Annotated in this window: 23 protein-coding genes and 1 pseudogene; 13 read left to right on the forward strand and 11 right to left on the reverse strand. The window is 61.0% G+C overall.

All coding sequences use genetic code 11. The features are described 5' to 3' along the window. Positions 1-9 precede the first annotated feature (9 nt). The 4 genes from BFP92_RS03080 to BFP92_RS03095 form a co-directional block, all read right to left on the reverse strand. Complete coding sequence (locus BFP92_RS03080; protein ID WP_065911694.1) at positions 10-3,528, reverse strand: molybdopterin cofactor-binding domain-containing protein; 3,519 nt, start codon at positions 3,526-3,528, stop codon at positions 10-12. Continuing rightward, on the reverse strand, positions 3,525-4,016 hold the full coding sequence (locus BFP92_RS03085) for a (2Fe-2S)-binding protein (RefSeq protein WP_065911696.1): 492 nt from the start codon (positions 4,014-4,016) through the stop codon (positions 3,525-3,527). Before BFP92_RS03085 ends, BFP92_RS03080 begins: the two co-directional genes overlap by 4 nt. Before the next feature lie 143 nt (positions 4,017-4,159). Beyond that, positions 4,160-4,594: a MarR family winged helix-turn-helix transcriptional regulator gene (locus BFP92_RS03090; RefSeq protein ID WP_083221688.1), complete on the reverse strand. Its 435-nt coding sequence runs from the start codon at positions 4,592-4,594 to the stop codon at positions 4,160-4,162. A 190-nt stretch (positions 4,595-4,784) separates the two neighbouring features. Continuing rightward, a complete protein-coding gene (locus BFP92_RS03095) occupies positions 4,785-5,837 on the reverse strand; it encodes a 2,5-dihydroxypyridine 5,6-dioxygenase (protein WP_065911698.1) in 1,053 nt (350 codons plus the stop codon). 306 nt (positions 5,838-6,143) lie between these two features. Here BFP92_RS03095 and BFP92_RS03100 point away from each other — a divergent pair, with 306 nt between their 5' ends. The 5 genes from BFP92_RS03100 (at position 6,144) to BFP92_RS03120 (ending at position 11,084) form a co-directional block, all read left to right on the forward strand. Then, positions 6,144-7,277 (forward strand): FAD-dependent monooxygenase, encoded by a 1,134-nt coding sequence (locus BFP92_RS03100; RefSeq protein WP_065911699.1) that lies wholly within the window; start codon positions 6,144-6,146, stop codon positions 7,275-7,277. Further along, positions 7,274-8,074 carry an alpha/beta fold hydrolase gene (locus tag BFP92_RS03105; RefSeq protein WP_065911700.1) on the forward strand — a complete coding sequence of 267 codons (801 nt, stop codon included), beginning with the start codon at positions 7,274-7,276 and terminating at the stop codon, positions 8,072-8,074. Before BFP92_RS03100 ends, BFP92_RS03105 begins: the two co-directional genes overlap by 4 nt. An 11-nt stretch (positions 8,075-8,085) precedes the next feature. Continuing rightward, a complete protein-coding gene (locus BFP92_RS03110; RefSeq protein WP_058419668.1) occupies positions 8,086-8,838 on the forward strand; it encodes a maleate cis-trans isomerase family protein in 753 nt (250 codons plus the stop codon). A gap of 11 nt (positions 8,839-8,849) precedes the next feature. Next, on the forward strand, positions 8,850-9,479 hold the full coding sequence (locus tag BFP92_RS03115) for an N-carbamoylsarcosine amidohydrolase (protein WP_065911701.1): 630 nt from the start codon (positions 8,850-8,852) through the stop codon (positions 9,477-9,479). 294 nt (positions 9,480-9,773) lie between these two features. Continuing rightward, the gene (locus BFP92_RS03120; protein ID WP_065911703.1) at positions 9,774-11,084 is read left to right on the forward strand and encodes an MFS transporter; all 1,311 of its coding nucleotides are present in this window, start codon (positions 9,774-9,776) and stop codon (positions 11,082-11,084) included. A 187-nt stretch (positions 11,085-11,271) separates the two neighbouring features. Here the strand turns inward: BFP92_RS03120 and BFP92_RS03125 are convergent, their stop codons facing one another. Next, the gene (locus tag BFP92_RS03125; RefSeq protein ID WP_065911725.1) at positions 11,272-12,639 is read right to left on the reverse strand and encodes a MocR-like pyridoxine biosynthesis transcription factor PdxR; all 1,368 of its coding nucleotides are present in this window, start codon (positions 12,637-12,639) and stop codon (positions 11,272-11,274) included. Positions 12,640-12,772: 133 nt separating this feature from the next. Here BFP92_RS03125 and BFP92_RS03130 point away from each other — a divergent pair, with 133 nt between their 5' ends. From BFP92_RS03130 to BFP92_RS03140, 3 genes are read left to right on the forward strand one after another with little or no spacing between them, the layout of a single operon-like run. Next, complete coding sequence (locus tag BFP92_RS03130) at positions 12,773-13,249, forward strand: carboxymuconolactone decarboxylase family protein (protein WP_065911705.1); 477 nt, start codon at positions 12,773-12,775, stop codon at positions 13,247-13,249. Further along, positions 13,239-13,682 carry a GNAT family N-acetyltransferase gene (locus BFP92_RS03135; protein ID WP_065911707.1) on the forward strand — a complete coding sequence of 148 codons (444 nt, stop codon included), beginning with the start codon at positions 13,239-13,241 and terminating at the stop codon, positions 13,680-13,682. The genes BFP92_RS03130 and BFP92_RS03135 overlap by 11 nt, the downstream gene beginning before the upstream one ends. After that, positions 13,679-14,269: an FMN-dependent NADH-azoreductase gene (locus BFP92_RS03140; RefSeq protein WP_065911709.1), complete on the forward strand. Its 591-nt coding sequence runs from the start codon at positions 13,679-13,681 to the stop codon at positions 14,267-14,269. The genes BFP92_RS03135 and BFP92_RS03140 overlap by 4 nt, the downstream gene beginning before the upstream one ends. A 60-nt stretch (positions 14,270-14,329) precedes the next feature. Here the strand turns inward: BFP92_RS03140 and BFP92_RS03145 are convergent, their stop codons facing one another. Next, complete coding sequence (locus BFP92_RS03145; protein WP_239694234.1) at positions 14,330-18,556, reverse strand: hypothetical protein; 4,227 nt, start codon at positions 18,554-18,556, stop codon at positions 14,330-14,332. A gap of 429 nt (positions 18,557-18,985) precedes the next feature. Between BFP92_RS03145 and BFP92_RS03150 the strand changes: the two genes are divergently transcribed. Next, positions 18,986-20,131 carry a MalY/PatB family protein gene (locus BFP92_RS03150; protein WP_065911710.1) on the forward strand — a complete coding sequence of 382 codons (1,146 nt, stop codon included), beginning with the start codon at positions 18,986-18,988 and terminating at the stop codon, positions 20,129-20,131. 102 nt (positions 20,132-20,233) lie between these two features. Here BFP92_RS03150 and BFP92_RS03155 read toward each other — a convergent pair whose 3' ends face one another. Further along, positions 20,234-20,449 (reverse strand): TOBE domain-containing protein, encoded by a 216-nt coding sequence (locus BFP92_RS03155; protein WP_003173733.1) that lies wholly within the window; start codon positions 20,447-20,449, stop codon positions 20,234-20,236. 151 nt (positions 20,450-20,600) lie between these two features. On the opposite strand from BFP92_RS03155, the pseudogene BFP92_RS30120 reads away from it, so the two are divergent. Continuing rightward, a pseudogene (locus BFP92_RS30120) lies at positions 20,601-20,895 on the forward strand (ABC transporter ATP-binding protein); the annotation flags it as partial. Here the strand turns inward: BFP92_RS30120 and BFP92_RS03165 are convergent. Then, on the reverse strand, positions 20,892-21,812 hold the full coding sequence (locus tag BFP92_RS03165) for a FecR domain-containing protein (RefSeq protein ID WP_065911714.1): 921 nt from the start codon (positions 21,810-21,812) through the stop codon (positions 20,892-20,894). The pseudogene BFP92_RS30120 and the gene BFP92_RS03165 sit on opposite strands and share 4 nt — an antisense overlap. After that, positions 21,809-22,327 (reverse strand): sigma-70 family RNA polymerase sigma factor, encoded by a 519-nt coding sequence (locus tag BFP92_RS03170; protein WP_065911716.1) that lies wholly within the window; start codon positions 22,325-22,327, stop codon positions 21,809-21,811. Before BFP92_RS03170 ends, BFP92_RS03165 begins: the two co-directional genes overlap by 4 nt. Before the next feature lie 173 nt (positions 22,328-22,500). Here BFP92_RS03170 and BFP92_RS03175 point away from each other — a divergent pair, with 173 nt between their 5' ends. Beyond that, on the forward strand, positions 22,501-23,466 hold the full coding sequence (locus BFP92_RS03175; protein ID WP_065911717.1) for a threo-3-hydroxy-L-aspartate ammonia-lyase: 966 nt from the start codon (positions 22,501-22,503) through the stop codon (positions 23,464-23,466). Next, a complete protein-coding gene (locus BFP92_RS03180) occupies positions 23,463-23,843 on the forward strand; it encodes a RidA family protein (RefSeq protein ID WP_065911719.1) in 381 nt (126 codons plus the stop codon). Before BFP92_RS03175 ends, BFP92_RS03180 begins: the two co-directional genes overlap by 4 nt. On the opposite strand, the gene BFP92_RS03185 is transcribed toward BFP92_RS03180, so the two are convergent. Together BFP92_RS03185 and BFP92_RS03190 are read right to left on the reverse strand one after the other, a co-directional pair. Next, the gene (locus tag BFP92_RS03185) at positions 23,831-24,457 is read right to left on the reverse strand and encodes a helix-turn-helix transcriptional regulator (RefSeq protein WP_065911721.1); all 627 of its coding nucleotides are present in this window, start codon (positions 24,455-24,457) and stop codon (positions 23,831-23,833) included. The genes BFP92_RS03180 and BFP92_RS03185 overlap by 13 nt on opposite strands. Positions 24,458-24,596: 139 nt before the next feature. Further along, positions 24,597-25,064, reverse strand: coding sequence for a GNAT family N-acetyltransferase (locus BFP92_RS03190; protein WP_065911723.1), 468 nt, complete (start codon positions 25,062-25,064; stop codon positions 24,597-24,599). 248 nt (positions 25,065-25,312) lie between these two features. On the opposite strand from BFP92_RS03190, the gene BFP92_RS03195 reads away from it, so the two are divergent. Further along, on the forward strand, positions 25,313-26,127 hold an 815-nt coding region (locus BFP92_RS03195; RefSeq protein ID WP_139114027.1), incomplete at its 3' end, for a ribonucleotide-diphosphate reductase subunit beta.

A 26,127-nucleotide genomic window follows, 5' to 3' on the forward strand; every position in this document is an offset into this window, starting at 1 on the left:
CGCGTCCTGTCAGTGAGTGCCAGGGTTGGCGCGCAGGTGCGCGACCTTTTGTTCCAGGCCCTTCCACTGCGGCGCATTGGGTGCAAAGCGCGTGCGCAGGTAGGCCACCAGATCCGCTACCTGGTTATTCGACAGGCTGTCCTTGAACCCCGGCATATACCCCAGGTCCTGGGTCGCCGGGTTACTGATGCCTTGCAAAATCACCTGGATCAAATTATCCGGCTGATCGCTGAACACGTTGGTATTGCTCGCCAATGACGGGCTCACCCCAAACAGCTTCGGCCCCAGGCCATCGGCGTGACAGGCCTTGCACGAACCTTCGAATACACGTCGGCCATTGGGGTTCGCAACAGTCGCAACCTGGACCTGCGCCTCGGCAGTTGCCTCGCCCTTGAGCGACGCCAGGTACACCGCCATCGCACGAATATCGGCCTTGGGCAGCTTTGACAACTCACTCACCACCGGCCCCATCGGGCCTGCCGCCACGCCGTGGGCATCGGAGTAGCCAGTGCTCAGGTAAGTAAATAATTGATCTTCGGTCCACGGCGTCGGTGCCTTGGACAGGCCCGTCAACGCCGGTGCCTCCCAGCCATCGACCACGCCCCCGGCAAGGAAGGATTTGCCGCCCTTCTGCGCCCCCATCAGGTTGCGCGGCGAGTGGCACGCGGCGCAGTGCCCCAGGCCATTGACAAGGTAATTGCCGCGATTCCACTGCGCGCTGCGCTCAGGCTGTGGGGTGATTTCACCCCGCCGCAGGTTCAGTGCATTCCAGCCCGCCATTAACGGCCGGATATTGAACGGAAAGCGCATGGCATTCGGCGTCGGCGCCTGGCTCACCGGCGCCTGGGACATCAGGTAGGCATACAGCGCCTGCATGTCCGCCTCATTGATATTGCGAAACGCGGTATAGGGAAACGCCGGGTACAGGTTGCGCCCATCGCGGCCAATGCCGTCACGCATCGCCCGCTCGAATGCCGGGTACGACCAGGCGCCGATGCCGGTTTTCACGTCTGGGGTGATATTGCTGCTGTACAGCGTGCCGAACGGCGTTTGCATGGCCAGGCCGCCGGCATTCGCGGCGCCACCCGGCGCGGTATGGCACACCGCGCAATCGCCCACCGCCGCCAGCAAGCGCCCGCGTTCGAGGGTAGCCTTGGACCAGGTGCCCGCGCCGGGCGGCGCGATCGGTGCGATTTCGTTGTGAAACGGCCAGGCCGTCGCCATCAGCGCCCCCAAGGTGGCAAACAACGCACCGAACCACCACTTCCTGCGTTTTTCCGGCGACTTGGCAGGCTCACCAAGGGTGCCGGCGTTCAGCGCCGCCAACACCCGCTCGGGCGTTATCGGCAACTCGCGAAAACGAATACCGGTGGCGTCATAGATCGCATTGGCAATCGCCGCCGCACTCGGCACCGAGGCCGACTCACCGGCGCCCATGGGCGGCTGGTCCTGGCGCGGCATCATCAGCACGTCGATCTGCGGCACTTCGGGGAAGGTCAGGATCGGGTAGCCGCCCCACTCCTTGCTCGCCACCGTCGACTCTTCAAAGGTCACCCGCTCCTTGAGCACACGGCTGGTGGACTGGATCACATTGCCGTGGATCTGATGCTGCACGCCCGCCGGGTTGATCATCATCCCCGAGTCATGGCCGATCACCACCCGCGTCACCGACACATCGCCGGTGTGTTTGTCGATCGCCACGTCCGCCACCCATGCCGCCCACGCCGCGCCGAAGCCGGGGAACTTGCTGTGGATATAGCGCGCATAGGCAAAGCCGCGACCGCGCAACAGGTGGTCATCGCTGGCGGTTTGCATCGGCGCCGTGCGCGGCGCCCAATTGGCCCGTTCGGCGGTGGATTTGACCAGGTCGATGGCGCGCTCGTCCTTGAGGTAGCGCAGGCGGTATTCCACCGGGTCGACGCCCGCAGCGAAGGCCAACTCATCGATATAGGATTCGTGCGCAAAGGTGTTGGGCAACGCCGATACGCCGCGCATCCACGAGGCGCGCACGATGGGCGCCATGTCGTTGATGGTCACGCGCATATTGTCGATGGCGTAGGGCGGGATCGAGGTGCGGTCGCCCATCTCGAACATCGCCGCCACCGGCTCCACGCGGCCAGTGAGCAACAGCGCCAGGGTCGGCGCGCCGTTGGACGGGTAGCTGGTTTCAAAATCATAGGCGGCAATGCTGCCGTCGGCGTTGAGCCCGCCGTCCACGTCCATCAACTGCGCGGTGCCCTTGGGTTCCCACAGGTGTTCCTGTTCGCGGGTCAGTTGCACCCGCACCGGCTTGCCCACGGCGCGCGACAACAGCAACGCATCGGCGCACACATCGTCCGCGCAGTTACGCCCGTAACAGCCGGCGGCTTCCATGCGGATCACGTCGATCAGCGCTTCGTCGCATTCCAGCAACCACGCAAGGTCGGCGCGCAGCAGGTGCGGGTTCTGGCTGCCCGACCACACGCGGCTGCCGGTTGCTTGATAGTCCGCCACGCCACACGAAGGCCCGATCGAGCCATGCATCTGGTACGGCCACAAATAGCTGCGCGGCATGCGCTGGCTGGCGCCCGCCAGGGCTTCGTCGACATTGCCCTGGTCGAGCACCGTGCGGCGTACCCGTGGGTTGTCGCGGATGGCTTGCTCGACATCGCTCATGTCCGGCAAAGCGTTGCGCCAAGGCTTCCAGTGCACCTGGAGTGCGTGGGCGGCCTTGATCGCCTGTTCTTCGCGCAACGCCACCACACCGACAAAATCGCGAATCACCACCACCGCGACAATGCCGGGGATATGCGCGATGGACGCCTCATCCACACTCAGCAGGCTGTTGCCGACAAAATCGCCGCAGTCGAGCCCGGCATACGGTGGGCGGACCACGCGGCCATGGAGCATGTCCGGCACACGCATGTCGTGCACATAGGTCAGCTCGCCGGTGGCCTTGCCGGGGATATCCACGCGCGCGGCGTCCTTGCCGACCAGGCGGTAATCTTCGACAGGTTTTAACGGCGCGTCACCACTGATGCGCAACTGGTCATGCTGGCCGCTGACCAACTCGCCGTAGGTGGTGGTGCGCCCGTCGGCGGCATGCACAACCCCGGCTTCAACCTTGAGGCTGCCGGTGCTCACGCCCCAGCGCCCCGCTGCGCGCGCGAGCAAAAAGCGCCGTGCTTCGGCAGCCGCGTTACGCAGCGGGACCGCCGAAATCTGCAAGGTCGCACTGGCGATGGTGGCGCCCTGGTTGGGCGCGCGCTCGGTATCGCCCAGCACCATCTTGACCTGCTGCAGGTTCAGGTCCAACTCCTCGGCCACAATCTGCGCCAGCGAGGTGCGAATGCCGGTGCCCAGGTCCACATGGCCGTTGAAGGCATACACCAGGCCGTCATCGTTTACCGCTATGAACAATCCCAGTTCCTTCGGTTTAACGGTGGGTGTGCCGCCCTTGGCCACCGGGCCTGAAGGTGGCAGCACATCATCGACAATCAATAACACGCCAGCCTTGGCCAGCCATTGCTCACGGGACATAACCGTCATGGTCGGCCCTCCACGCTAATAAGGCGCGCGGCACGCAGCACGGCGCGCAGGATTTCGATATGGGTGCCGCAACGGCACAGGTTCCCCGACAGCTCATTGCGCACCTGGGCTTCGCTGGGGTTGGGGTTGCGGTCGAGCAACGCCTTGGCGGTCATGATCATGCCGTTGAGGCAATAGCCGCACTGCGCCGCCTGCTCATCGATAAAGGCTTGCTGCACCGGGTGCGGCGCCTGGCGAGTGCCGAGGCCTTCGAGGGTGACAATCTCGCGCCCGGTTGCACCCGCCAGTGGAAACACGCACGACCGCGCCGCCACGCCATCAATGATCACGGTGCAGGCACCGCACTCGCCCAGGCCGCAGCCGTACTTGGGGCCGTTGAGTTGCAGGTCATTGCGCAGCACCAGCAGCAGCGGCGTATCCGCCATGGCACTGACTTCGCGGGTGTGGCCGTTGACCTTGAGACCAACGGTGATGGGTGGACTGATCATTCGCTTCGCCTGTATCAGTTGATGAAGCAACCACTACACGAAACAGTCAAAAAAAAGCGTCGCGGATGTGGGGCCTCGCGACACACTTGACACGTGAAGTGACTACTACATGAACTCAGAGCAAAAACGATGCCAGCGCCGTTTTATTCCTGCGGGTCGTCGATCATCTTGCGCAGCAGGAACAGCACCGCCACCCGCTCTGCGGGGTTGAGGTTGCTCATGGTCAGCTCGCTGATCTGCGCGGCGCGCGGCGCGGTTTGCGTGACCAGTTCGGCGCCGGCTGGCGACAGGTCGACCACCACTTTGCGTTTGTCCTGGGGATCCGGCTCCAGGGTAATCAGCGCCTTGCTCTTGAGCCGCTCGACGATACCGCGAATGGTCGCCTGGTCGACGGCCGTGGCCTTGACCAGCTCGGTGAGGGAACTTGCACCCTGATCGCGCAGCGCACACAGGGTGACGAACTGCACGGCGGTGAGCTGCGAGTCGCCGACATTCTGCTGAAAGATCGCCAAGTGGCGCTGGTAGGCCTTGCGCAGCAGATGGCCAACTTGTTCAGAGAAAACGTAGGAATCAGGCACGGCGTGGCTCGGTGGGTGATTGGCGATGGTGGGCATGATGGCGGGGATGTGCGAATCACTCAAGGATCTAGCTGAAGAAACACATTCACATTGTGGGAGCGGGCTTGCTCGCGAATGCGTCTATTCAGTCAACATCTTCGGTGACTGACACACCGCATTCGCGAGCAAGCCCGCTCCCACATTTGGCTCTTTAGTGTGCCAGGGAGGCTGATGGTGCAACGACATCGCCGCCGATCACCACCGCCTCATCATCCAGGTACACATCACAATTTCGCAGTGGAATATCCATATGGCACGGCGTCTTGCGCGTGCCGCCCACTTCGGTATTCGGCCCGGTGGAGAACAGGAAGTTGCCGTAGAACGCCCGTGCATCCATGCACATGCCGTCGTTTTTGTCGTGCAGGCCCATGGCCGTCCACTGCGCCTTGGGCTGCAAGCCCCAGCCGATATGGGAGATGCCGTACACCTCCGGGTCATTGAAATACTTCATGTAATCGCGCAGGTACTCGGCCTCGAAACCACCGTGGATTTCAGTGATAAATCCCTTCTCGATCTCCAGGGTGATCTTCTCGCGGGTGTAGGTCTTGAACGGCAGCAGGATGTCGCCGATATCCAGCACCAGCACGCCCTCGGCGGTTTCTTCGTTGGGCCACGAAAACAGGAAACCACTCGGCCAATGGTCCCAGCGCCCAGGCTCATCGGCAAACCCGTACTCGGTGACCGACGGGTATTGGCCCAGTGCGGCGCGAAAATCACTGCCGGCGCGGGATTTGACGTGGATCGAGCGGGCCTTTTTCAGCAACTGCTCGGCCGCCAGCACACGCACCTTGTCGGCTTCGGTGGGCAACATGCGCGCCAGCACTTCCGGCGGTTCCACGGCCAGCAGGATGCGCGTGCCGGTCTTGAGGATCTGCTCCTGCTCCGGCGAGTGCAGCAGCATCATGGTGTCGACGATCAGGTCGGCGGCCTCCAACGCGCGCTGGGCGGCGATATTGCCGGTGAGCGCGGTGTCGCCGCAATAGGCGGTCATGTCGTTGCCCATGGCCTTGGGATGGTTGAACGACGGCAATTCCACCGCATACACCTTGGCCCCCAGGCGCTGCGCCGCGTCCATCGCAGCACGCACGGTGCGCGGGTCGGAGTAATGGCTCTTGAGCACGGCGACGCTCTGGGTCGGGTCAACCTTCGACAGTTTCAACACGTGCTCAAACATCTGGGTGAGTTCGCAATCGCTTACCGGCATTTTCCTGTCTCCTGTGGGGCTGCACCAAGTTCAAGCATCACGCTTCACTCCGGTGCATTTTTATAGTGTGTACACCAATTAAAAACGATAAGACCCGAATTTAAGACGAACTGCAAGTGGTGCACCAAAACGTTACCAATCCACACAAACCCTACAGATAAAGGCCAAAAACCGTTACAGAGGATAAATACGGTCAAACAATAAAATTTTAAATGCAGGCTTCCCATTTCAAAAAATGAGCGTATACACTTTAAAAACCTTGCGGACAGATGCCGCCAAAATCAAAAAGAGAGAGGTTTACGCCCCATGGGAAGCACACAGAAAATCGCCATCGTCGGTGCCGGCCTGGGCGGCGCGGCGGCGGCCACCCTGCTGCAGCAAGCCGGTTTCGACGTCGATATCTACGAACAGGCGCCGGAGTTTTCCCGCTTGGGTGCAGGCATCCACATGGGGCCCAACATCATGAAAATCTTCCGCCGCATGGGCATCGAAAAACAGCTGGACCTGATGGGCTCGCACCCCGAGCACTGGTTCAGCCGTTGCGGCGAAAGCGGTGACTACCTCTCGCGCATCCCACTCACCGGCTATGGCGCCTCCTACATCACCGTGCACCGTGGCGACTTGCACGCATTGCAAATGTCGACCCTCAAACCCGGCACCCTGCACTTCAACAAGCGTCTGGAAAGCCTCGAAGAAACCGATACCCAAGTGCGCCTGACCTTCGCCGACGGCGAAGTGACCTACGCCGACATCGTGATCGGCGCCGACGGCATCAACTCCAGGATCCGCGAAGAGCTGCTCGGCGTGGAAAAACCGTTGTACAGCGGCTGGGTCGCGCACCGTGCGCTGATCCGTGGCGACCAGTTGGCCAAGTACGACTTGAAGTTCGAAGACTGCATCAAGTGGTGGACCGAGGACCGCCACATGATGGTCTACTACACCACCGGCAAGCGCGACGAGTACTACTACGTGACCGGCGTGCCCCATGCCGAATGGGACTTCCAGGGCGCGTTCGTGGACAGCAGCCGCGAAGAGATGTTCGACGCGTTCAAGGGCTACCACCCCACCGTGCAGGCGCTGATCGAGTCCACCGAAAGCGTGACCAAATGGCCGCTGCGCAACCGTAACCCGTTGCCGCTGTGGAGCCGTGGCCGCCTGGTGTTGCTGGGCGACGCCTGCCACCCGATGAAACCGCACATGGCCCAGGGCGCCGGCATGGCCATCGAAGACGCGGCCATGCTCACCCGCTGCCTGCAGGAAACCGGCATCAGCGACTACCGCACGGCGTTCCAGCTCTACGAAGCCAACCGCAAGGAACGCGCGTCCCGCGTACAAGCGGTGTCCAACGCCAACACCTGGCTGCGCACCCAGGAAGACCCGGCCTGGGTCTACGGTTATGACCTGTACGCCCAGGAGCTGAAATCGGGGGTGGCCGCGTGAGTACCTTTCTATTCGGCGCCCATGTGCAAGCCAATGGCATTCGCCAGCACTACCTGCGCTACGGCGGCAAAGGCCCGGCGCTGATTTTGATCCCAGGCATCACCAGCCCGGCGATTACCTGGGGTTTTGTGGCTGAGCGCCTTGGCGCCCGGTTCGACACTTACGTGCTGGATGTGCGCGGGCGCGGTTTGTCGTCCACCGGGCCGCAATTGGACTACAGCGCAGACACCTGCGCCGAGGACATCGGCGCGTTTGCCGATGCGCTTGGGCTCGATAGCTACGACCTGGTCGGCCACTCCATGGGCGCGCGGTTTGCCGCGCACAGCGCGGTCATGCACCCCCAGGGCGTCAACCGCGTGGTGCTGATCGACCCGCCTGTGTCCGGCCCCGGCCGGCGTGAATACCCCAGCAAGCTGCCATGGTACGTCGACTCGATCCGCCAATCGCTGGTCGGCATGGACGCTGATGCGATGCGCGCCTTCTGCGCCACCTGGACCGTCGAGCAACTGCAGCTGCGCGCCGAGTGGCTGCACACCTGTTATGAGCCGGCCATCGTGCGTGCCTTCAACGACTTCCACACGGTCGACTTCCACCAGCACCTGCCCAAGCTCAAGGCCCCTGCCCTGTTGATGGTGGCCGGGCGCGGCGGCGTGATCCTCGACGAAGACATCGCCGAAATCCAGAACCTGCAGCCCGCGCTCCAGGTCGCCCACGTGCCGAACGCCGGGCACATGATTCCGTGGGATGACCTTGAGGGCTTTTTTGCCGCCCTCGACGGCTTCCTCACACAACAATAAGGACGCCACCCATGCTTAAGCCTTACCGCATCGGCCAGATCGTGCCGAGCTCCAACACCACCATGGAAACCGAGATCCCGGCGATGCTTAATGCGCGCCAGGCAATCCGCCCCGAACGCTTTACCTTTCACTCCAGCCGCATGCGCATGAAGCAGGTGCGCAAGGAAGAACTGGCGGCCATGGACGGCGAGTCCGACCGTTGTGCCATCGAGCTGTCCGACGCCAAGGTCGACGTGCTGGGTTATGCGTGCCTGGTGGCAATCATGGCCATGGGTCTGGGTTATCACCGCAATTCCGAACAGCGCTTGCGTAAAGCCACCGCAGACAACGATGCCAACGCGCCGGTGATCACCAGCGCCGGCGCCTTGATCGAAGGCTTGAAAGTGATGGGCGCCAAGCGCATCGCCATCGTCGCGCCGTACATGAAGCCGCTGACCGAGCTGGTGGTGAACTACATCCGCGAAGAAGGCTTTGACGTGGTGGACTGGCGCGCCCTGGAGATCCCCGACAACCTCGAAGTGGCGCGCCACGACCCGGCCAACTTGCCGGCGATCGTCGCCGGCATGAACCTGGAAGGCGTGGACGTGATCGTGCTTTCGGCCTGCGTGCAGATGCAGTCGCTGCCGGTGGTGGCCAAGGTTGAAGCGCAAACCGGCAAACCGGTGCTCACCGCCGCCATCGCCACCACTTACGCGATGCTCAAGGCCTTGGACCTGGAGCCTGTCGTGCCCGGCGCCGGCGCCTTGCTGTCCGGCGCTTACTGAGGAGTTTTACGATGAGCGAACAATCCGCCGACGCCAACTACCAGGGCGTCTGGGGCAATCGCATCGGCTTCGGCAAAAAATCCGCGCTGCTGATGATCGACTTTATGCAGGGCTACACCACCGAAGGCGCGCCGTTGTATGCCCCTGAAGTGGTGGTGGCCGTGGCTGAAAGCGTCGAGCTGCTGGCCACTGCTCGCCAGCACGGGATTACGGTGGTGCACACCAATATCCGCTACCATCCCGGCCATTTCGCCGATGGCGGTATCTGGGTCAAGAAAGCCCCGGTGATGAAAGACATGGTCGAGGGCAACCCGCTCGCCGCGTTCTGTATCGAGGTGTTGCCCCAGGCAAATGAAGTGGTGATCACCAAGCAGTACGCCAGCGCCTTCTTCGGCAGCAGCCTGGCCCCGATGCTGCACGCCCAAGGCATCGACACCGTGGTGCTGGCCGGCTGTTCCACCAGCGGCTGCATCCGCGCCACCGCCGTGGATGCGGTACAGCATGGGTTTCGCACCATCGTCGTACGCGAATGCGTCGGCGACCGACACCCGGCGCCCCATGCAGCCAATCTGTTCGACATCGACAGTAAGTATGGCGATGTGGTGAGCAAGCAGGAGGCGATGAGCAAGTTCAAGGAGTAATAAGGATTCAACAGGAACCACGACAAAGAGCGTGGTCCGGAAAAACTGAGCGCCCCACCTTGGAATGCAATTGAATGTGGGAGCGGGCTTTCTCGCGAAGGCAATGTGTCAGTCATAGAGATGACACCTGATACACCGCTTTCGCGAGCAAGCCCGCTCCCACACTTGATCACCTCCAACAGGGACACCTCAATCTTCTGTCACTGCCTTTGGACGTCGCTTCTACAGCACTCCAAAGTGCTGGAAAAAAGCGGCTGTATAAAAACCATAAGTCACCGCCAGGAGACACCCACAATGCCCATTGCGAATGCAGCACCCGCGACTACGGTCGCCGAACCCGTTACCACGCTCTACCACAAGATCACCTGGAAGCTGATTCCGTTCCTGTGTTTCTGCTACCTGGCCGCCTACCTGGACCGTATCAACATCGGCTTCGCCAAGTTGCAGATGCTCGACCAGCTGCACTTCAGCGAAACCGCGTTCGGCCTGGGAGCCGGCTTGTTTTTCGTCGGCTATATCATCTTTGAAGTGCCCAGCAACCTGGTACTTGAACGGGTCGGCGCGAAGATCTGGATCGCACGCATCATGATCACCTGGGGCCTGCTCTCGGCCTGCACCATGCTGGTTACTTCCACCACCCAGTTCTACATCCTGCGCTTTCTGCTCGGCGCCGCCGAAGCGGGCTTTTTGCCGGGCGTTTTGTATTACCTGACCACCTGGTTCCCGACGCACCGACGCGGGCGCATCATCGCGCTGTTCATGATCGGCCTGCCGTTGTCCAGCGTCATCGGCGGCCCGCTGTCAGGCTGGATCATGGGCCACTTCGACAACCTGGGCGGCCTGCGTGGCTGGCAGTGGCTGTTCCTGATCGAGGCGGTGCCCAGCGTCCTGCTCGGCGTGCTGACCTTCTGGGCATTGCCCAATTCCTTTCAGCAGGCCAAATGGCTGTCGGACGAAGAAAAAGCCTTGCTGGAAAGCGAACTGCGCAAGGACGACGCCGACGCCACCGGCAGCAAGCACAGCTTCCGTGACGGTTTCTTCAACCTCAAGGTGTGGATGCTCGGCGGCATCGACTTTTCGATCCTGCTCAGCGCCTACGCCATGGGGTTCTGGATGCCGACCTTCATCCGCAACGCCGGGGTGACCGACACCTTCCACATCGGCGTGCTGACTGCATTGCCCAGCGTTGCGGCGCTGCTGGGCATGCTGCTGATCGGCGCCAGCTCCGACAAACACCGCGAACGCCGCTGGCACATCATCGTGCCGTTCTTCATCGGCGCAGCGGCGATGGCCACCAGTACGTTCTTTACCCACAGTGTGGTTGCCACCGTGTTGCTGTTCGCCATCGCGTCAGCCGCCATCATCGGCGCCGTGCCGGTGTTTTTCAGCCTGCCGGCAACCTTCCTCAAAGGCACCGCAGCGGCCACCGGCTTTGCCCTGGCCTGTTCGCTGGCGAATATCGCAGGCCTGGTCAGCAACTCGTTGATGGGGGTTGCGATCGACGTCACCGGCAGCAGTGCGGGTGCCTTGTGGTTTTTCGCCGGCTGCCTGATTCTCAGCAGCTTCCTGGTCATCGCCTTGCCGGCGAAACTGGTGAACCGTTAATAACAACAATGTTTTGCGGATGAATCATCCTGCCTACGAAGCAGTAGCAGAAGCAGAAATTCCGGGATGGCTATGTCAACCTGGTGACGCTGCCAACACCCGTAAAACCCTGACGGTTTGAAGCAGAACATGATCTAAATGTGGGAGCGGCGGTGCGACGATTCGCGAGCAAGCCCGCTCCCACCTTTTACGGGTGACATGCCTGCAGTATCTGCCGAAGCTTCACCGCCAGCTCAGTGGCCTGTTCCGCCGTCGCCACATTGGTAAAGCCCATCAACACACCCTGTGCACCTCCCGGCTCAAGGGTCCAAGACGACAAGGCGTTAACCGCCAACCCCGCCTCATTGGCGGCCTTGGCAACCACACGATCCGGCACGGGCACCCGCAACCGCGCCAACAGGTTAATCCCCCCGGCCTGTTCATCCACGCGTAAAAAATCCGCGCAATGCAGTTGCAACGCCACCACCAAAAAGCCCCTTCGCAACGCATACAACTGACGCATCTTTTTCAAGTGCCGGGTGAAGTGGCCCTGCTCGAGAAAATCCGCCGCCGTCAACTGCAACAACTGCGCACCGCGCTGCTGCAAGGCCTCGGCGCTGCGCCCGAACACCTCCACCAAGGCCGCCGGCACCACCAGATAGCCCAAGCGCAAGCCCGGAAACAGCATCTTGCTGAAGCTCCCGGCATGGATCACCCGGTCGTGCACGTCCTGGCTCTTGAGCGCCGCCAATGGCTGGCCCTGGTAGCGAAACTCACTGTCGTAATCATCCTCCAGCACCCAACTGCCCTGCGCTTGCGCCCAGGCCAGCAACGCCTGGCGCCGCGCCAGGCTCAACGCCACACCCAGCGGGCTCTGGTGGGCCGGCGTGACAATCGCCAATCGCGCCTGCGGCTCACGCTGAATGCCCTGCGCCACATCCAGGCCATCACGGTCGACCGGTACCGGCACCAGCTCAACCCCTTGATGGAGCAACAACTGCCGCGCATGCACATACCCCGGGTCTTCGTACCAGCAGCGCTGCCCGGCCATCTGCAGCGCGTCGCACATCAGGGTCAGGGAGCCGGCATACCCCGAACAGATAAATACCTGTTGGGGGGTGCATTCCACGCCCCGGTACAGCGCGAGATAACTGGCAATCGCGACGCGCAACGCCTGGGCGCCGCGCACGTCGCCCATGGCCAGGCTGTCGGCGTCGGTGCGGCGTACCTGCTGGGTGACCAGCCGCGCCCAGAGCTTGCGCGGGAAGGCATCCAGCGCCGGCTGGCCCATTTGCAAGGCTGGCGGCGCCGATGTCGGCGGCGGTGCGGCAGGCTGGGGCTTCATCGCCACCTGCGGCAATGTCCGCGCAATCACAGTGCCCGCCTGCCCACGCGCCTCGAAAAAACCCTCGCTGACCAGCAATTGGTAAGCCGCCTCCACGGTCCCACGGGCGATCTTGAGTTCCAGCGCCAGGCTGCGCACCGACGGCACCCGATCACCGGGGCCGAGTTGGCCCTGGTCGATGGCCAGGCGGAAGCGCCGGTAGATTTCCTGATATTTGGGCAATGACGACATCACAAGGAGGCTCGGCAGGACGACAAGGTGGAGTCTGATCATGTCCCAACCCACTTGTCCAATCATGCCCCTGTCGAGCGACCCGGCCACCACCGAAAATGGCGCATCTCTTAACGCAACCCGAGGATCACCCATGAAACACCGTCTCGATTACGGCCACGCCGCCCCTGTTGGTTACAAGGCCCTGGGCGCCGTGCACAGCTATGTGCATGGCTGTGGCCTGGAGAAAGAACTGATTGAACTGGTGTACCTGCGGGTTTCGCAGCTCAATGGCTGCGCCTATTGCCTGGACTCCCATTCCCGCGACCTGCTCAAGCAAGGCGTAAGCCTGGAAAAGATCATGCTGCTGGCCGCCTGGCATGAAGCCTTGCCGTTGTTCACGGTGCGTGAACAAGCCGCCCTGGCCTGGGCCGAAGTGGTCACCCAGGTGGCGCAAACCCACGTGCCGGACGCCGATTACGCCGCCGTGGCCACGGTGTTCAACGACAAGGAAGTCGCCGACCTGACCCTGGCCATTTCCTTGATGAACGCCTTGAACCGCGTGGCCATCAGTTTTCGTAAGGCACCGGAGGCGATCAAGGCCCACCTGGTGAACCTCAATGACCAATGAGCACGTCGAGTTCGCCCTCATGGAAACCGAGGCCGACTGCGTTGCAAGCTTTGCCGTGATGCAGCAACTGCGCCCGCACCTGACCGACGCCGCCCGTTTCGCCGCCCAGGTTCAGCGCCAGCGCCAGCACGGCTATCACCTGCTGGCCGCGCGTGAACACGGCAAGGTCATTGGCCTGGCCGGCTATCGCCTGACGGAAAACACCCTGTACGGTGAGTTTATCTACGTCGATGACCTGGTGGTGGACGCCACCTTGCAGCGCCGTCGCCTGGGCGAGCAGTTGCTCGACCGGGTCCGCGCAGAAACCCGCGCCCGCGGTTATCGTTACCTGGTGCTGGACACCGGCCTGCATATGGCCCTGGCCCAGCGTTTCTACTTTCGCCAAGGCCTGCTGCCGCGAGGCATGCACTTTTCCCAGGACCTGAGCCAATGACCCGCGCCCTGCTCCTCAGTTTCAGCCCCCACGGCAAGGCCGCGCAGACCTTCAAGCTGGCCCGTGCCCTGCTCAACGACCTGGTGCCTGGCGCCGACGTCATCGAGCGCGACTACGGCAGCCAGGCGCTGGCGCCGCTGAGCCGGGAATACGCGAACGCACTCACCACCCCGGGCGGTTTGAGTGGCAGCGCCACGGCGTTGTCGGAACAGTTGATCGTCGAACTGGAAGCCTGCGACCTGTTGATCATCTGCACGCCGGTGCACAACTTCACCGTGCCGGCGGCGCTTAAGGTCTGGATCGACCATGTGGTGCGCATCCATCGCAGCTTTACCATCAATGCGCAGTTTGAAAAGGTCGGCCTGCTTGAGGATCGACGCACCTTTGTGCTGGTCAGCAGCGGCAATGCGCGCAAGGGTCATGAGCCGGACTTTCTCACGCCCTATATGACCACCATCCTGTCTACGGTGGGTATCCATTCGGTGGACTTCGTTTACCTGGGCGCCATGGTGCGCGGCGAAGAAGCGGTGGCCCGCGCCGTGGAACAGGCACACCGGCAGCTGTACGAAGCGATCCGCCCCAGCTGAATGCGGGGCACGCTTGAGTGCGCAGCTCGACTGGCCCCTCCATGGGCCAGTCAGCGTTCGTCATGCCTTGGGGGTATCGACTTTCAAACGGTTTACCTGCACGACCCGGTCATCCGAACCCGCCTTGCGTGGGGCATTGATCGTTATCATTACGCCATCATTGGTGAGGAAAGTGGGCTTGGCCTTATCCTCCGTCCCGCCCATGGGGTAGGCATTCTTGATAAACAACGTCCGGTATTCCCCAGGCTCGTCGCCCTTGAGCGTGGCCACCAGGTCACCCTCACGCGTAACGCCCCAATCGAAAACCTGCGAGGCGCTGTAGTCCAGTTTGATAACACTTTCGACCGGATCATTGATGGTCACAGCCTGATAACCCTTGTTGATTTCGTAGGTATTAAACCCACCCTGGCCGACAATGTCGGCGCCACCATTGATAACAATCACGTTGGCGCCTTTGCCCGTCAGCACCACGTCCTTTTTGCCGTTCAACGTCAGGTGATTGTCTTGATCATTCCCCTGGATATAACTTTCTCCATTTTCAACCGTGACGGCATTGGAGAAAGCATGGAAATACGCAATTGGCGTGACACCATTGGTTTTGGAGTCCTGGGCGTTGACCGAAACCGCACCGGTTTTAAAGTCGATGACGTGCCCTAAATAGGCCGCTGTTTTCGACTCGCCATCGACGCTGTAAGTGGTACGCAGCTCACCCGAAAAGCTCAGCGTATTGGTGCCCTCGCCGCCCCAGAGTTCTGAGGCCTTTGGGCTGAACCCGTTTTTCTCGGTGTCCTGCACCTGCCGCATTTGCTCGAGTGTCTGGCGTGCATCGGCATTGAAGTTAAAGGTATCGTCGGCGTCTCCGCCGGTGATCAGCTTTTTGCCGCCCTCGAAAGAAAAATAATTGTGTTTTTTCCTTGAGCCCGCCACCACGTCATCTCCGTCACCCAACACCCAGAACGTGCCTCTTCCACCGCCCGGTACACCTTCGACAGGCTTGATCGACATGCCATCCCAGGAGTCTTCAGGTGCGGTAATGCGATCATTACCGCCGCGCAAGTGCGCGGCCGGGACTTTGCCATCCACTTTAATCAGGTTCAGCAGCAAACTCGGAATGTTCCACCAGAGTGCGGGAGTCAGCGGAACCTTCCCCGGGACCTGTGTGACCTCGACCTTGGTGTCGCCATACACAACACGTTCATAAAGATCCTTGCCTGGCCCTTCCAGAAACGCCTTGTAGAGAGCCCGGATGTTGTCATCGTGTTCATGGGAGTATTTCGCTTGCAAGTAGGGCTTCATCACATCAAACCCCGGTGCAAAGCCCAGGAATGACTTCAAGCCAAGCGTAAACTTCTGGTTGCCTGTCAACGGTGTGTATTTATCAATGTCTTGCACAGTACGCACGGCTGAATAAATTGACTGTGCAACCATCAAGCCCGCTGCTACCACCAGCCCAGCCGGCCCGGCGCTGCTGGCTCCGGCGAGAAACGCTGCCCCCAGGGCGATCGACGTAGCGGCATTGGCAACGGCGAATGCACCATTGACATAGTGATCCTGAGCTTCTTTATCGGTGCTACGCCCCGCTTTTTTAAACGAATCGACAGCCGTGTAAATATCAAACGGCATACTGATAACTAAACCGGCCCCTCCTGCCACTTTACCGATCATCTTGCCCACGGAGGACGATTGAAAACTGAGTATCGTCGGTGCGGCCCGGTTGACTACCTTCTGCGCCACTTTATTGAGCCCCGTCTCCACGCCAATTCCGACGTAGTCAGCCCCTACAGCGCCCAGCCCTATGGCGCCCGCCGTGGTGTCACCACGTTGAATGCTCTCAATGGAACTGCGCAACCCTTGAAAGGTACTGAAGGCCCGAAAACCCAGGCCTCCCGAGTCAGTCGCGCCTGTTTTACCGGGTGTGCCCGCAGAAAAAAAGTCCGCGGGAAGCGGTTTATTGCTGCGCCGCATATCGCGGATGGCGGCAGCATGCCGCGACATGTCATTAACGGATTGTTGCAGCGCCTCCGGGATAGTGCCGCCGTCCCGCCTGCTCAGCAGCGGTACAGTGGATTCACGCAGGGAGGCGATCTCAGCAAGCACATTACTTGCACGCTCGCTGACAGCATCCGACCCGGATTTGATAAATGCTTCCAGACGCAGATAGTCAATGTCCATCGCGCCGACCATCTTTCTGCCGTCTGGATCATCGGGCATCTGCGTCTCGATCGGCGCGCCATTGAGGTTTACGCCCATTTTGTAAAGCTCGACGCGGCTGACCTCGATTTCACCGAACTTAATGGGCGGCTGGCTGGCATCAAGCTTTTTCAGGCGTTCCATTACCGCTGGGTCAATCGCGGGTACCGTCTTTGGCGGTGTGACTGCAGTGACCGTCGGCGATGCTTGCGCGGGTGTTTTGGGCGGCGTCACTGCCTGGCCCGGTGGCGTAGCGATCGGAGCCGAGGGGCTGGTTACTGTAGGAAACAGTTTGTCGTGCGCTGCCTTGGTCTGTGGGTTGAGCTTGCCTTCATAGAGACGCGACGTATAAGTCTCTTCCAAGAAATCCCGTGGGCTTTTACCTGCACGCTGACTGTCTTGAGGGCCGGCCTCGCGAAATGGTTCCTTGCTGGCGATCACTTCCAGGAACCCTTTGGCATCGGCTTTGTAATAGCCAAGCATACCGAGCTTGCCGGCGATCAACGCGGCTTGCTTCTTGGTGACGGAGTCAAGGCCTTCGACCCCAGCCCGATAGCCAACGCGATCGGCGACGGTAGTGTCCGCCGAAGCGGCAGGCGCGAAAAAGTCGTCGCCGATAATCAACGTGGGCGGATTGCTGAACAGCAGCTTCGTTTGCGGATGATCGCCCGGTTTGGCAATAACCACGTCGATGTCACCGGCCACCGCCAAGGCTTTTTTCGGGGTTTTGGACTGAATGCGTTGCAGCGCTGCGTCCACCGCCTTGGCTACCTGCTCAGACCTGACGGGGTCACTGCCGGCTGGGCTGACGATATCAAACGTCGTCCCTCGAACAACCTCGGTACGCGAATTGAATGGCGTGCCGATTTGTTTGTTGGCCAGAGAGGATCGCTGTTGCTCTATACGCTCGAAGGCATAGGGATATCCAACAGGCGCAGCGGCCGCCTTGATGGCGTTGATCAAACTGTGCTCGAGCTCCCTCATGGGCGACAACAGTGGGGAGTCCGGGTATTTCCCGATATAGTCCTGAACGGACTTTAATGTCTCTTTCGCATGATCAAATTGTGACATCCCCTGGCAATCATGCAGCTTGCCCAAGCCTTGCGTAATTTTCTCATAGTCCGCCGCCCCCTGTGCGGCCGGGGCCGGCGCCTGTTTACCGAATGCCTCTTTGGTTGGCACACGCGTGGCGTCGATCACCTTAACGTTATCAAGGCCGTTCAAGGGCGCGTCGAACATGAAACGTATAGCGTTATTGTCGCTGGAAACCTCAGGCACATGGTCAGGTTTGAACACACTGATCAGATATTCGGGTTTAGCGCTGTCTTTGTTATACGGCTGATGTAAATGTTTCAATTCGGAGCTGGTAAATATCCTTTTCAAGCCTTTTTCAAACGCTTCCTTAGAAGAAAACGTCGTAAACCCGATATTCGGGTCATTGTAATAGTAGGTTCGAGCGCCTGTAGCGTCGACGATAACCCCTGCCGTCAGGCGATGCTCGTCAGCGCTGATCAACAGGGTTGTGGTCTCAGTCGCGGTGTAAAGTCGCGGCGCAATCTGTGTATAGGCTTGAACCTTTCTGGTCGCCGGGTCATGCGCAACGCTACGATCATCAACCTTGCCATGCACCTCGGCCAGCTTGCGAAAAAACACTTGGGATTCGGGATCATCCGGATGCGCCAGCGCCTGGTAAACATTGCTCAAAAACGTATCCTGCTTGCCCTCTGCCACGGCCAACGACAAAAGATGGCAAAACCCCGAACATTGCCCGTCCGATAACTTATTGATTAAAGACAGGTAATAACCCTGTGGCAGGGGCGTGACCTTCACCCCGTTGTCCGTGATCACCTTGGTAAATATTCTCGCATCGTCATGCGGGCCACTGATCAGGCGTTGCTCAACCCTGTATCGCAGTGCTCCCAGTTGCTGCGGGCTCAATGGCTGATTCAGTGCCAACCGCATCAGCGCCAAGTCGCTCATTTTTGCTGAATACCCCGGCAGCGTGACGGCCGAGGGAGTGTCATAGCCTTGTTTAAAATCGGCATGCCCTGGCCCCACAGCGGCGTCGCTCATCTTGCTGACAAAATGCTCAAGCACTTTGTTATCCGGTAGGGAGGCAGGCGGTGTTACCCGGCCCCGAACCTCGACCGTAGAGGTATCCCTGCGGGTTCGGCTGTGCTCAGCGGGTTGTACAGGCGGCGATGTGTCGGTAAGCGCAGGTTGAACATAGCCAGAGAACCGTTGAGTCGTAGCCGAGGAGACGTGCGACATGAAGACTTCCAAGTATAAATAAAGTGAAGCGCTACCCGTGTAACAGGCATGCCGTAGAGGGCTAACCTACAAACACACACCGTGTGTAACTATCAGATTTATCTGCGAACTTTCTGTTAGAAGCGTTGCTTTTCAGCCCCCCGTCTCAAGGTGTTTTCGTCCTCGCTTATACCCAAAAACACTTGTTCCTTATCACCGGGGCTGGGGCTAGAATCAGCGCCATTCCTGCACCTGCCTCCCTGATACGAGCGCCCCATGAGCTTTGATTTCGACACGATCCACCCCCGCCAAGGCACCGGCAGCACCAAGTGGAACCGATACCCGCAAGACGTTCTGCCGATGTGGATCGCCGACATGGATATCGCCGCGCCACCGGCCGTTCTGCAAGCCCTGCACGCACGCCTCGACCAGCAGGTCCTGGGCTACAGCGTGGCTGGCCCGGATGTGCGCGAAGCCATCATCGCGGACCTGTGGGCCAAGTACGCCTGGCGCGTACAGCCTGAAGAGTTGCTGTTCCTGCCCGGTGTCGAGCCTGGTTTCAATATGGCCCTGCACGCGTTCGTACAACCGGGCCAGCCCGTGGTGCTGCAAACCCCGAACTACCGGCCGATCCGCCTGGCACCGGGCCACTGGAACCTGCCGCGTATCGAAGTGCCGCTTGAATTGATCAATGGCGAGTACATCACCCCCATGCCCGCCATGCGCCAGGCGCTGAACGGCGCCGGTGCGCTGCTGCTGAGCAACCCGCACAACCCAGTGGGCAAGGTCTTTGCGCGTGAAGAATTGCTGGCCGTGGCCAATGCCTGCATGGACAACGGTGCACTGATCATCAGTGACGAAATCCATGCCGAGCTGTGCTTTGACGGCCGTCGCCATATTCCCACCGCCAGCCTCGGCCCCGAGATCGCCCAACGCACCATTACCCTGATGTCGGCGAGCAAGGCCTATAACGTCGCCGGCCTGAAGACCTGCTTTGCCGTGGTGCAAAATGCCGAGGTGCGCGAGCGCTTCAACAATGCCCGCTGCGGCATGGTCGACAGCGTCAGCCCGCTGGGCCTGGAAGCCACCCGCGCCGCCTATAGCCAATGCAGCGAATGGCTGGACGCACTGGTGCCGTACCTGCAAGCCAACCGTGATTATCTGCTGCACGCCGTGCAAAACCGCTTGCCTGGCGTGGTGATGCACGCGCCCCAGGGCACCTACCTGGCCTGGCTGGATTGCAGCGCCCTGGGCCTCGCCGACCCGCAGCAGTTCTTTCTGGAACAGGCCAAGGTCGGACTGAGCGCAGGCATCGAATTCGGTGATGACAGCCAGCAGTTCGTGCGCCTGAACTTCGGCTGCCCACGGGTGATGCTCGAAGAGGGTTTGCAACGCATGGAACGTGCACTGCGTCAGCGCTAAAACGCAGACGCATCAGTCGGGCGGCGGTGGCCCACGAACTATCTGAAGAGACATCGCACAATGTGGGAGCTGGCTTGCCAGTGCCCACACTTGCGAACACATTTACAGCTTGGCGATCGACACTTCAGTCGACTTCACAAAGGCAATCACTTCACTGCCCACTTTCAATTCCAGGTCACGCACCGAGCGGGTGGTGATCACTGAGGTGACGATGCCGGACGCGGTTTGCACGTCGATTTCAGACACCACTTCGCCCAGCAGAATTTCCTTGATCACGCCCTTGAACTGGTTGCGCACGTTGATCGCTTTGATGGTCATGTCGGCTTTCCTTTTGGCTGTTGGGTCAATCCGCACGAATGCGCAGGCCCTCAAAATGCGTTATCGGCATCGATATTAAAAGGAATATATAAGTCTTTATTTATACGATATAGATATATAAAAGGTGATCGCCTGCCAACGGCCGTTCAACGCCCAGGCGCTGCCCAAGGCCTTGCCCGGCGGCATGGCGCAACGCGTGACCATTGCACGCGGGCTGTATTCACGCCCGCAGGTGTTATTGCTCGATTGCCTTGCTGCTGGTGACCCATGATGTCGACGAAGTGCTGTACTTGAGTGAGCGGGTGCGGGTGATGGACAACCGGCCGAGCAGTATCCGCCAGGAACTGGCAGTCGACCTGCCACACCCACGGGGCCGGCGTGACCCGGCGCTGGCGCAGCTCAAGGCACAGGCATTGACCGAGTTGCAGCGCGCGCATGTGATCTAGGCCAGGGTTCGACTGAGTGTCACCCAATACCGCGTGCGCGCTCGCACTTCGAACCCCAGGGTCTGGGCCAGCAGCGTGAGGATGCGATCGGTGTCATCCAGGCGAAAGCTGCCGGTGACCCGCAGCGTTTCCAGGCTCGGGTCCCAGCGCAACACACCAGGGCGGTAACGTTCCAGCTCGCGCAGGAAATCCCCAAAGGGTTGGTTCTGCGCGGTCAATACGCCGTCACGCCAGCCCAGTTGCTGCACATCAAACACCGCCCCGGCACTCAGCCCGCGAGGCCTTAACCAGGCTTGCTCACCGCTGTTCAACGTCGTCAATTGCCCGGTCAGATCACGCACCTGCACTGCGCCCTTGAACACCGACACCCGGCAGCCGGACGCCAATTGCCGCACGCACACGTCGGCCTGGCGCACTGCTACCTGGCCATAGCGCGTGTGCACACTGATCGCCGCTGCGCCCGGAACCGTCAGCGCGAGTTCGCCGTCCACCAGCGTGATGCGCCGCTGTGCCAGGTCGACATCCACCGCCGTCGCCGTATTGAGTTGCAGGCTGCTGCCATCGGCCAATGGCAGGCGCTTGCGCTCGCCGGTGGCGGTGTGCAAATCAGCCCGCCACGCCTCGATGGGCAACTGGCGGCTGATCAACCAAGCGGTCGGCACCAGCGCCGCCACGCCCAGGGCCCGTTTGAGCAGCGCACGCCGCCCCGGTTGCGGGCGGTCGAGGCTGGCCATTGCCACGGCCTGGGGCAAGTCACTAAAGCGCCGGCGCAGTGATTGGGCCTTCTGCCAGGTCTGTTCGTGCTGAGGATGGCTGTCGCGCCAAGCCTGCAAATTGGCATGGTCACGCTCGGTGGCCGCGCCGGATTCCAGCAGCGCCAACCAGTGGGCGGCGGCGCGCGCAACCTCGCGGCTCACATGTCCACCAGCAAGCAATGTTCATAAGCCTGGGCCATATAGCGCTTGACCGTGCGCTCAGAAACGTCGAGCCGCTCGGCAATCTCGCGATAGCCCAGGCCCTCCAACTGGCTCCACAGAAAGGCGCGGCGCACCACTTGCGGCAAACCGTCAAGCAACTCATCCAGGGCGTGCAGGGTTTCCAGTACCAGCCAGCGTTGCTCGGGTGACGGCACGCAGGTCTCGGGCAAACTCGCCAGCGCCGTCAGATAGGCTTGCTCAAGGCTGCGGCGCTGATGAAAGTTGGCCAGCAAGCGCTTGCCGACCGTCACCAGATACGCCCGTGGCTCCTGCATGTGTGCAATCGGCTGGGCACTGGCCAGCACCCGCACGAAGGTGTCCTGGGTCAGGTCCGCTGCATCCCAGGCGTTGCCCAGGCGCCGTCGCAACCAGCTTTCGAGCCAGCTGCGATGATCACGGTACAAACTCGACAAGGTCAGTTCGCCAGTGTGGGACGGGGCAACAGCATCAGTCATGGCAAGCAACCTGCGCGGCGCGAGTGAGTCTCAAATGAGATTCATTCTATTTAATATCGCGCGGGTGCACCATGCTCTTTTCAACATCGTGTTTATGCCCTGGGTGACAAACCAGTCTTTACTATTTGTCTTTATGTGGATATTTTATCCAGATACGCCCATGAGGTCTGCCCATGCAATTGCCCGACTATTCCGATGTCGTCGCCGCCGCCCAACGCCTTGAAGGCTTCGCCCATCAAACACCGGTGTTCACCTCACGCACCCTTGACGCCGAAACCGGCGCCCAGGTGTTTATCAAATGTGAAAACCTGCAACGCACCGGCTCGTTCAAGTTTCGCGGTGCGTTTAACGCCCTTTCGCAGTTCGACGCGCAGCAGCGCAAGGCCGGGGTGGTGGCGTTCTCCTCCGGCAACCATGCCCAGGGCATTGCGTTGGCCGCCCAATTGCTGGGCATGCCGGCGACCATCGTGATGCCCACCGACGCGCCCGCCGCCAAGGTCGCCGCCACCCGGGAATATGGCGCCAGCGTGGTGCTGTATGACCGCTTCAACGAGGACCGTGAGCAAATCGGTCGCACCTTGGCGGTTGAGCATGGCATGACGTTGATCCCGCCTTACGACCACCCACACATCCTCGCCGGCCAAGGCACGGCCGCCAAGGAACTGTTGGAATTCAGCGGCCCCCTCGACGCCCTGTTCGTCGGTCTGGGGGGTGGCGGCATGCTCTCGGGCACCGCGTTGTCGACCCGTGCGCTGGCCCCCGATTGCCAGCTGTTGGGTGTTGAGCCCCAAGCAGGCAATGACGGCCAGCGTTCATTCCAGACCGGCAGCATCGTGCACATCGACACCCCGGCGACCATCGCCGACGGTGCGCAAACCCAACACCTGGGCGACTACACCTTCCCGATCATCCGCGACAAGGTCAGCGACATCCTCACCGTCTCCGACGCGCAGTTGGTGGCCGCGATGAAGTTCTTTATGCAACGCATGAAAATGGTGGTCGAACCCACCGGCTGCCTGGGCCTGGCCGCGTTGCGCCAGCTGGGCGAGCGGTTCAAGGGCCGGCGCGTGGGCATTATCGTCACCGGCGGCAACGTCGACATCGCGCGCTACGCCGCGCTGCTCAGCGAGGCGCCATGAACATCATCCACACCGAGACCGCCTCGGCGCCTGCCGGGCACTACTCCCAGGCCGTCAGCCACGGCGACACGCTGTATATCTCCGGGCAATTGCCGGTCAGCCCTGACGGGCGCCACAACCTTGAAGCATCGTTTGCCGAACAGGCCCGGCTTGCGCTGGCTAATCTGCTGGCCATCCTGAAAGCCGCCGGTGGCACGCCGCAGGATCTGGTGAAAGTCACGGTGTATGTGGCCGGGGTGCAGCATTGGGCGCAATTCGACCGTATTTACGCCGCCGCGCTGGGCGAGCACCGCCCTGCCCGCGCGGTGGTGCCGGTGCCCGAGTTGCACCACGGTTACCGGGTGGAGATTGAAGCTGTGGCGCGCTACCTGGCGTAGGTGTAGACCGCCGCCCGTGACACGCCCAGGTGCGCAGCCACGGTTTCCATGGCCCGGCGAATGTCCATGCAGCCCGAGTCTTTGAGCTCTTGCAGCAACAGCCGTCGATCCGCCGCCTTGAGCGCGCGCGGCGTGGTGGCCAGGCGTGCGGCGAACTGGTCGATACGGGTGCGAATCACATCGGCGCCGGACGGCTCCAGGGATTCAATCAGGGTGTCGCCGGTGACCGAGCCAAATTGCTCGAGCATGCCCTGCAGGCCACGGAACAATGAGAGATCGACGTTCATGCACAAGGCCGCGACGTACTTGCCGCTGGTGTCCTTGATGCCGATCGAGGTGCTTTTGACCTGGCGCCCATCGGCGAACTGATTGCGGTAATTGGCAATGATCTGCGGGTAGTCGGGGTCGGCAATCCGCGCCAGGCCCAACTCGGTGGTCGGGTCGCCCGGCGAGCGCCCGGAGAGGTTGTTATGGATCGCCAGGATCGCCTGCTGCGGGTCGCGCAAATCGTGCAGCACCACTTCGCAGAACGGGCTGAAGGTTTTGCTCAAGCCTTCGGCAATCTGTTCGAGCTGGCTGATGAGGGTGGTTTCTTCAGGAGCGGTCTTTTTCATGCAAGACAACATATCCAGTTCTGGACAGGCCGTCAATTTGGCCGCTGTCCCCTGAGCGTGCCGAGCACAGTGACAACGCGGTGTTGCACAACGGTGACGTGCAGGTCCGGGAGCGACTGCGTGGTTGGTAGACCCACCGCTACAGGGCGAGCTCCATCTTGATGATCTCGATGGACACCGGGCTGTTGCCCCGACTGAAAGTGCCCTCGCCGACCTTTTCAAAGCCGAATGCGGCATAGAACATTTCGGCGTTGAGGGTCGCTTCCAGGCAGGCCTTGGCATGGCCGGCGTTCTTGATGCGCTGCAAGGCTTCATTCAATAAGCGTGCGCCAATGCCCTGCCCGGCGGCAGCGCCGCGCACGAACAGCTTGCTGATTTCATTGCCATCGATCTCGATAAACCCCTGCAGCCTGTCGGTGTACGCCAGCCACAGGTTGCCGGCGGCGATGGCCTCGCGGTAGGTCGCGGGTGAGCGGCCGTTGAGCCACATGGCGATCTGCTCGGGGCCATAGTCGCCCGTGCAGAGGTTTTCGACAGAGTTCTTATGCACCTCGAAGACACTTTGCGCGTCTTCCAGCAGGGCGGATCGAATCAGTACTTTTTTCATTCCCTTGAAATTCCACCGGCAGCCAATGAACCCAGGTTTTATAGCTCAACCGGCGCTGCGCCGCGACCCAAGACCGCACATCTTGTGCGTTGACCTGTTTTGTTACACACCATATAGTGTGCCCACAAACACAAACCACCACTACATAGTGTGCAGTACCGGTATTTACCGACCACACTCTGCGCAGTATTTCAATGCCTTGAAGCCTGCAAAAACCTATTTTTCGAGTACCAGGAAGGAGAATTTCAATGTTGAGTTGGGATGAAGTCGACAACGAAGACACCGGTGCAGCGGTGATCAAAGGCGCCAACGCCGGCCACGCCAGCGAAGCCAACATGGACCGCCTCGACGGTGCCGGTGCTGCCGCCGCCCTGGAAGCGCGCAACGTCACCGCCAACGACTCGGCTGCGATCATCCGCGCCAAGGCCGCCCTAGACAAACTCGACGTCGCCGAAGGCCTCGCCGAACTCGAAGGCTCCGCCGCCCGCGTCGCCGTCGACGAAAAGCGCATGATCAACTGCCGCGCCGACCTCAACCAACTCGTGCCCTTCAAGTACGACTGGGCCTGGCAGAAGTACCTCGACGGCTGCGCCAACCACTGGATGCCGCAAGAGGTCAACATGACCGCCGACATCGCCCTGTGGAAAAACCCTGAAGGCCTCACCGACGACGAACGCCGCATCGTCATGCGTAACCTGGGCTTCTTCTCCACCGCCGACTCCCTGGTCGCCAACAACCTGGTACTGGCCGTGTACCGCCTGATCACCAACCCGGAGTGCCGCCAGTACATCCTGCGCCAGGCCTTCGAAGAAGCGATCCACACCCACGCCTACCAGTACTGCATCGAATCGTTGGCCATGGATGAAGGCGAGATCTTCAACATGTACCACGAGATTCCATCGGTGGCTAAAAAAGCCGCCTGGGGCCTCAAATACACCCGTTCGATCTCCGATCCGAAGTTCGAAACCGGCACCGTCGAAACCGACAAAGAACTGCTGCGCAACCTGGTCGCCTACTACTGCGTCCTGGAAGGCATCTTCTTCTACTGCGGCTTCACCCAGAT

The organism is Pseudomonas sp. 58 R 3, from assembly GCF_900006605.1.
In the GTDB taxonomy this organism is placed as follows: Bacteria; Pseudomonadota; Gammaproteobacteria; order Pseudomonadales; family Pseudomonadaceae; genus Aquipseudomonas; species Aquipseudomonas salomonii.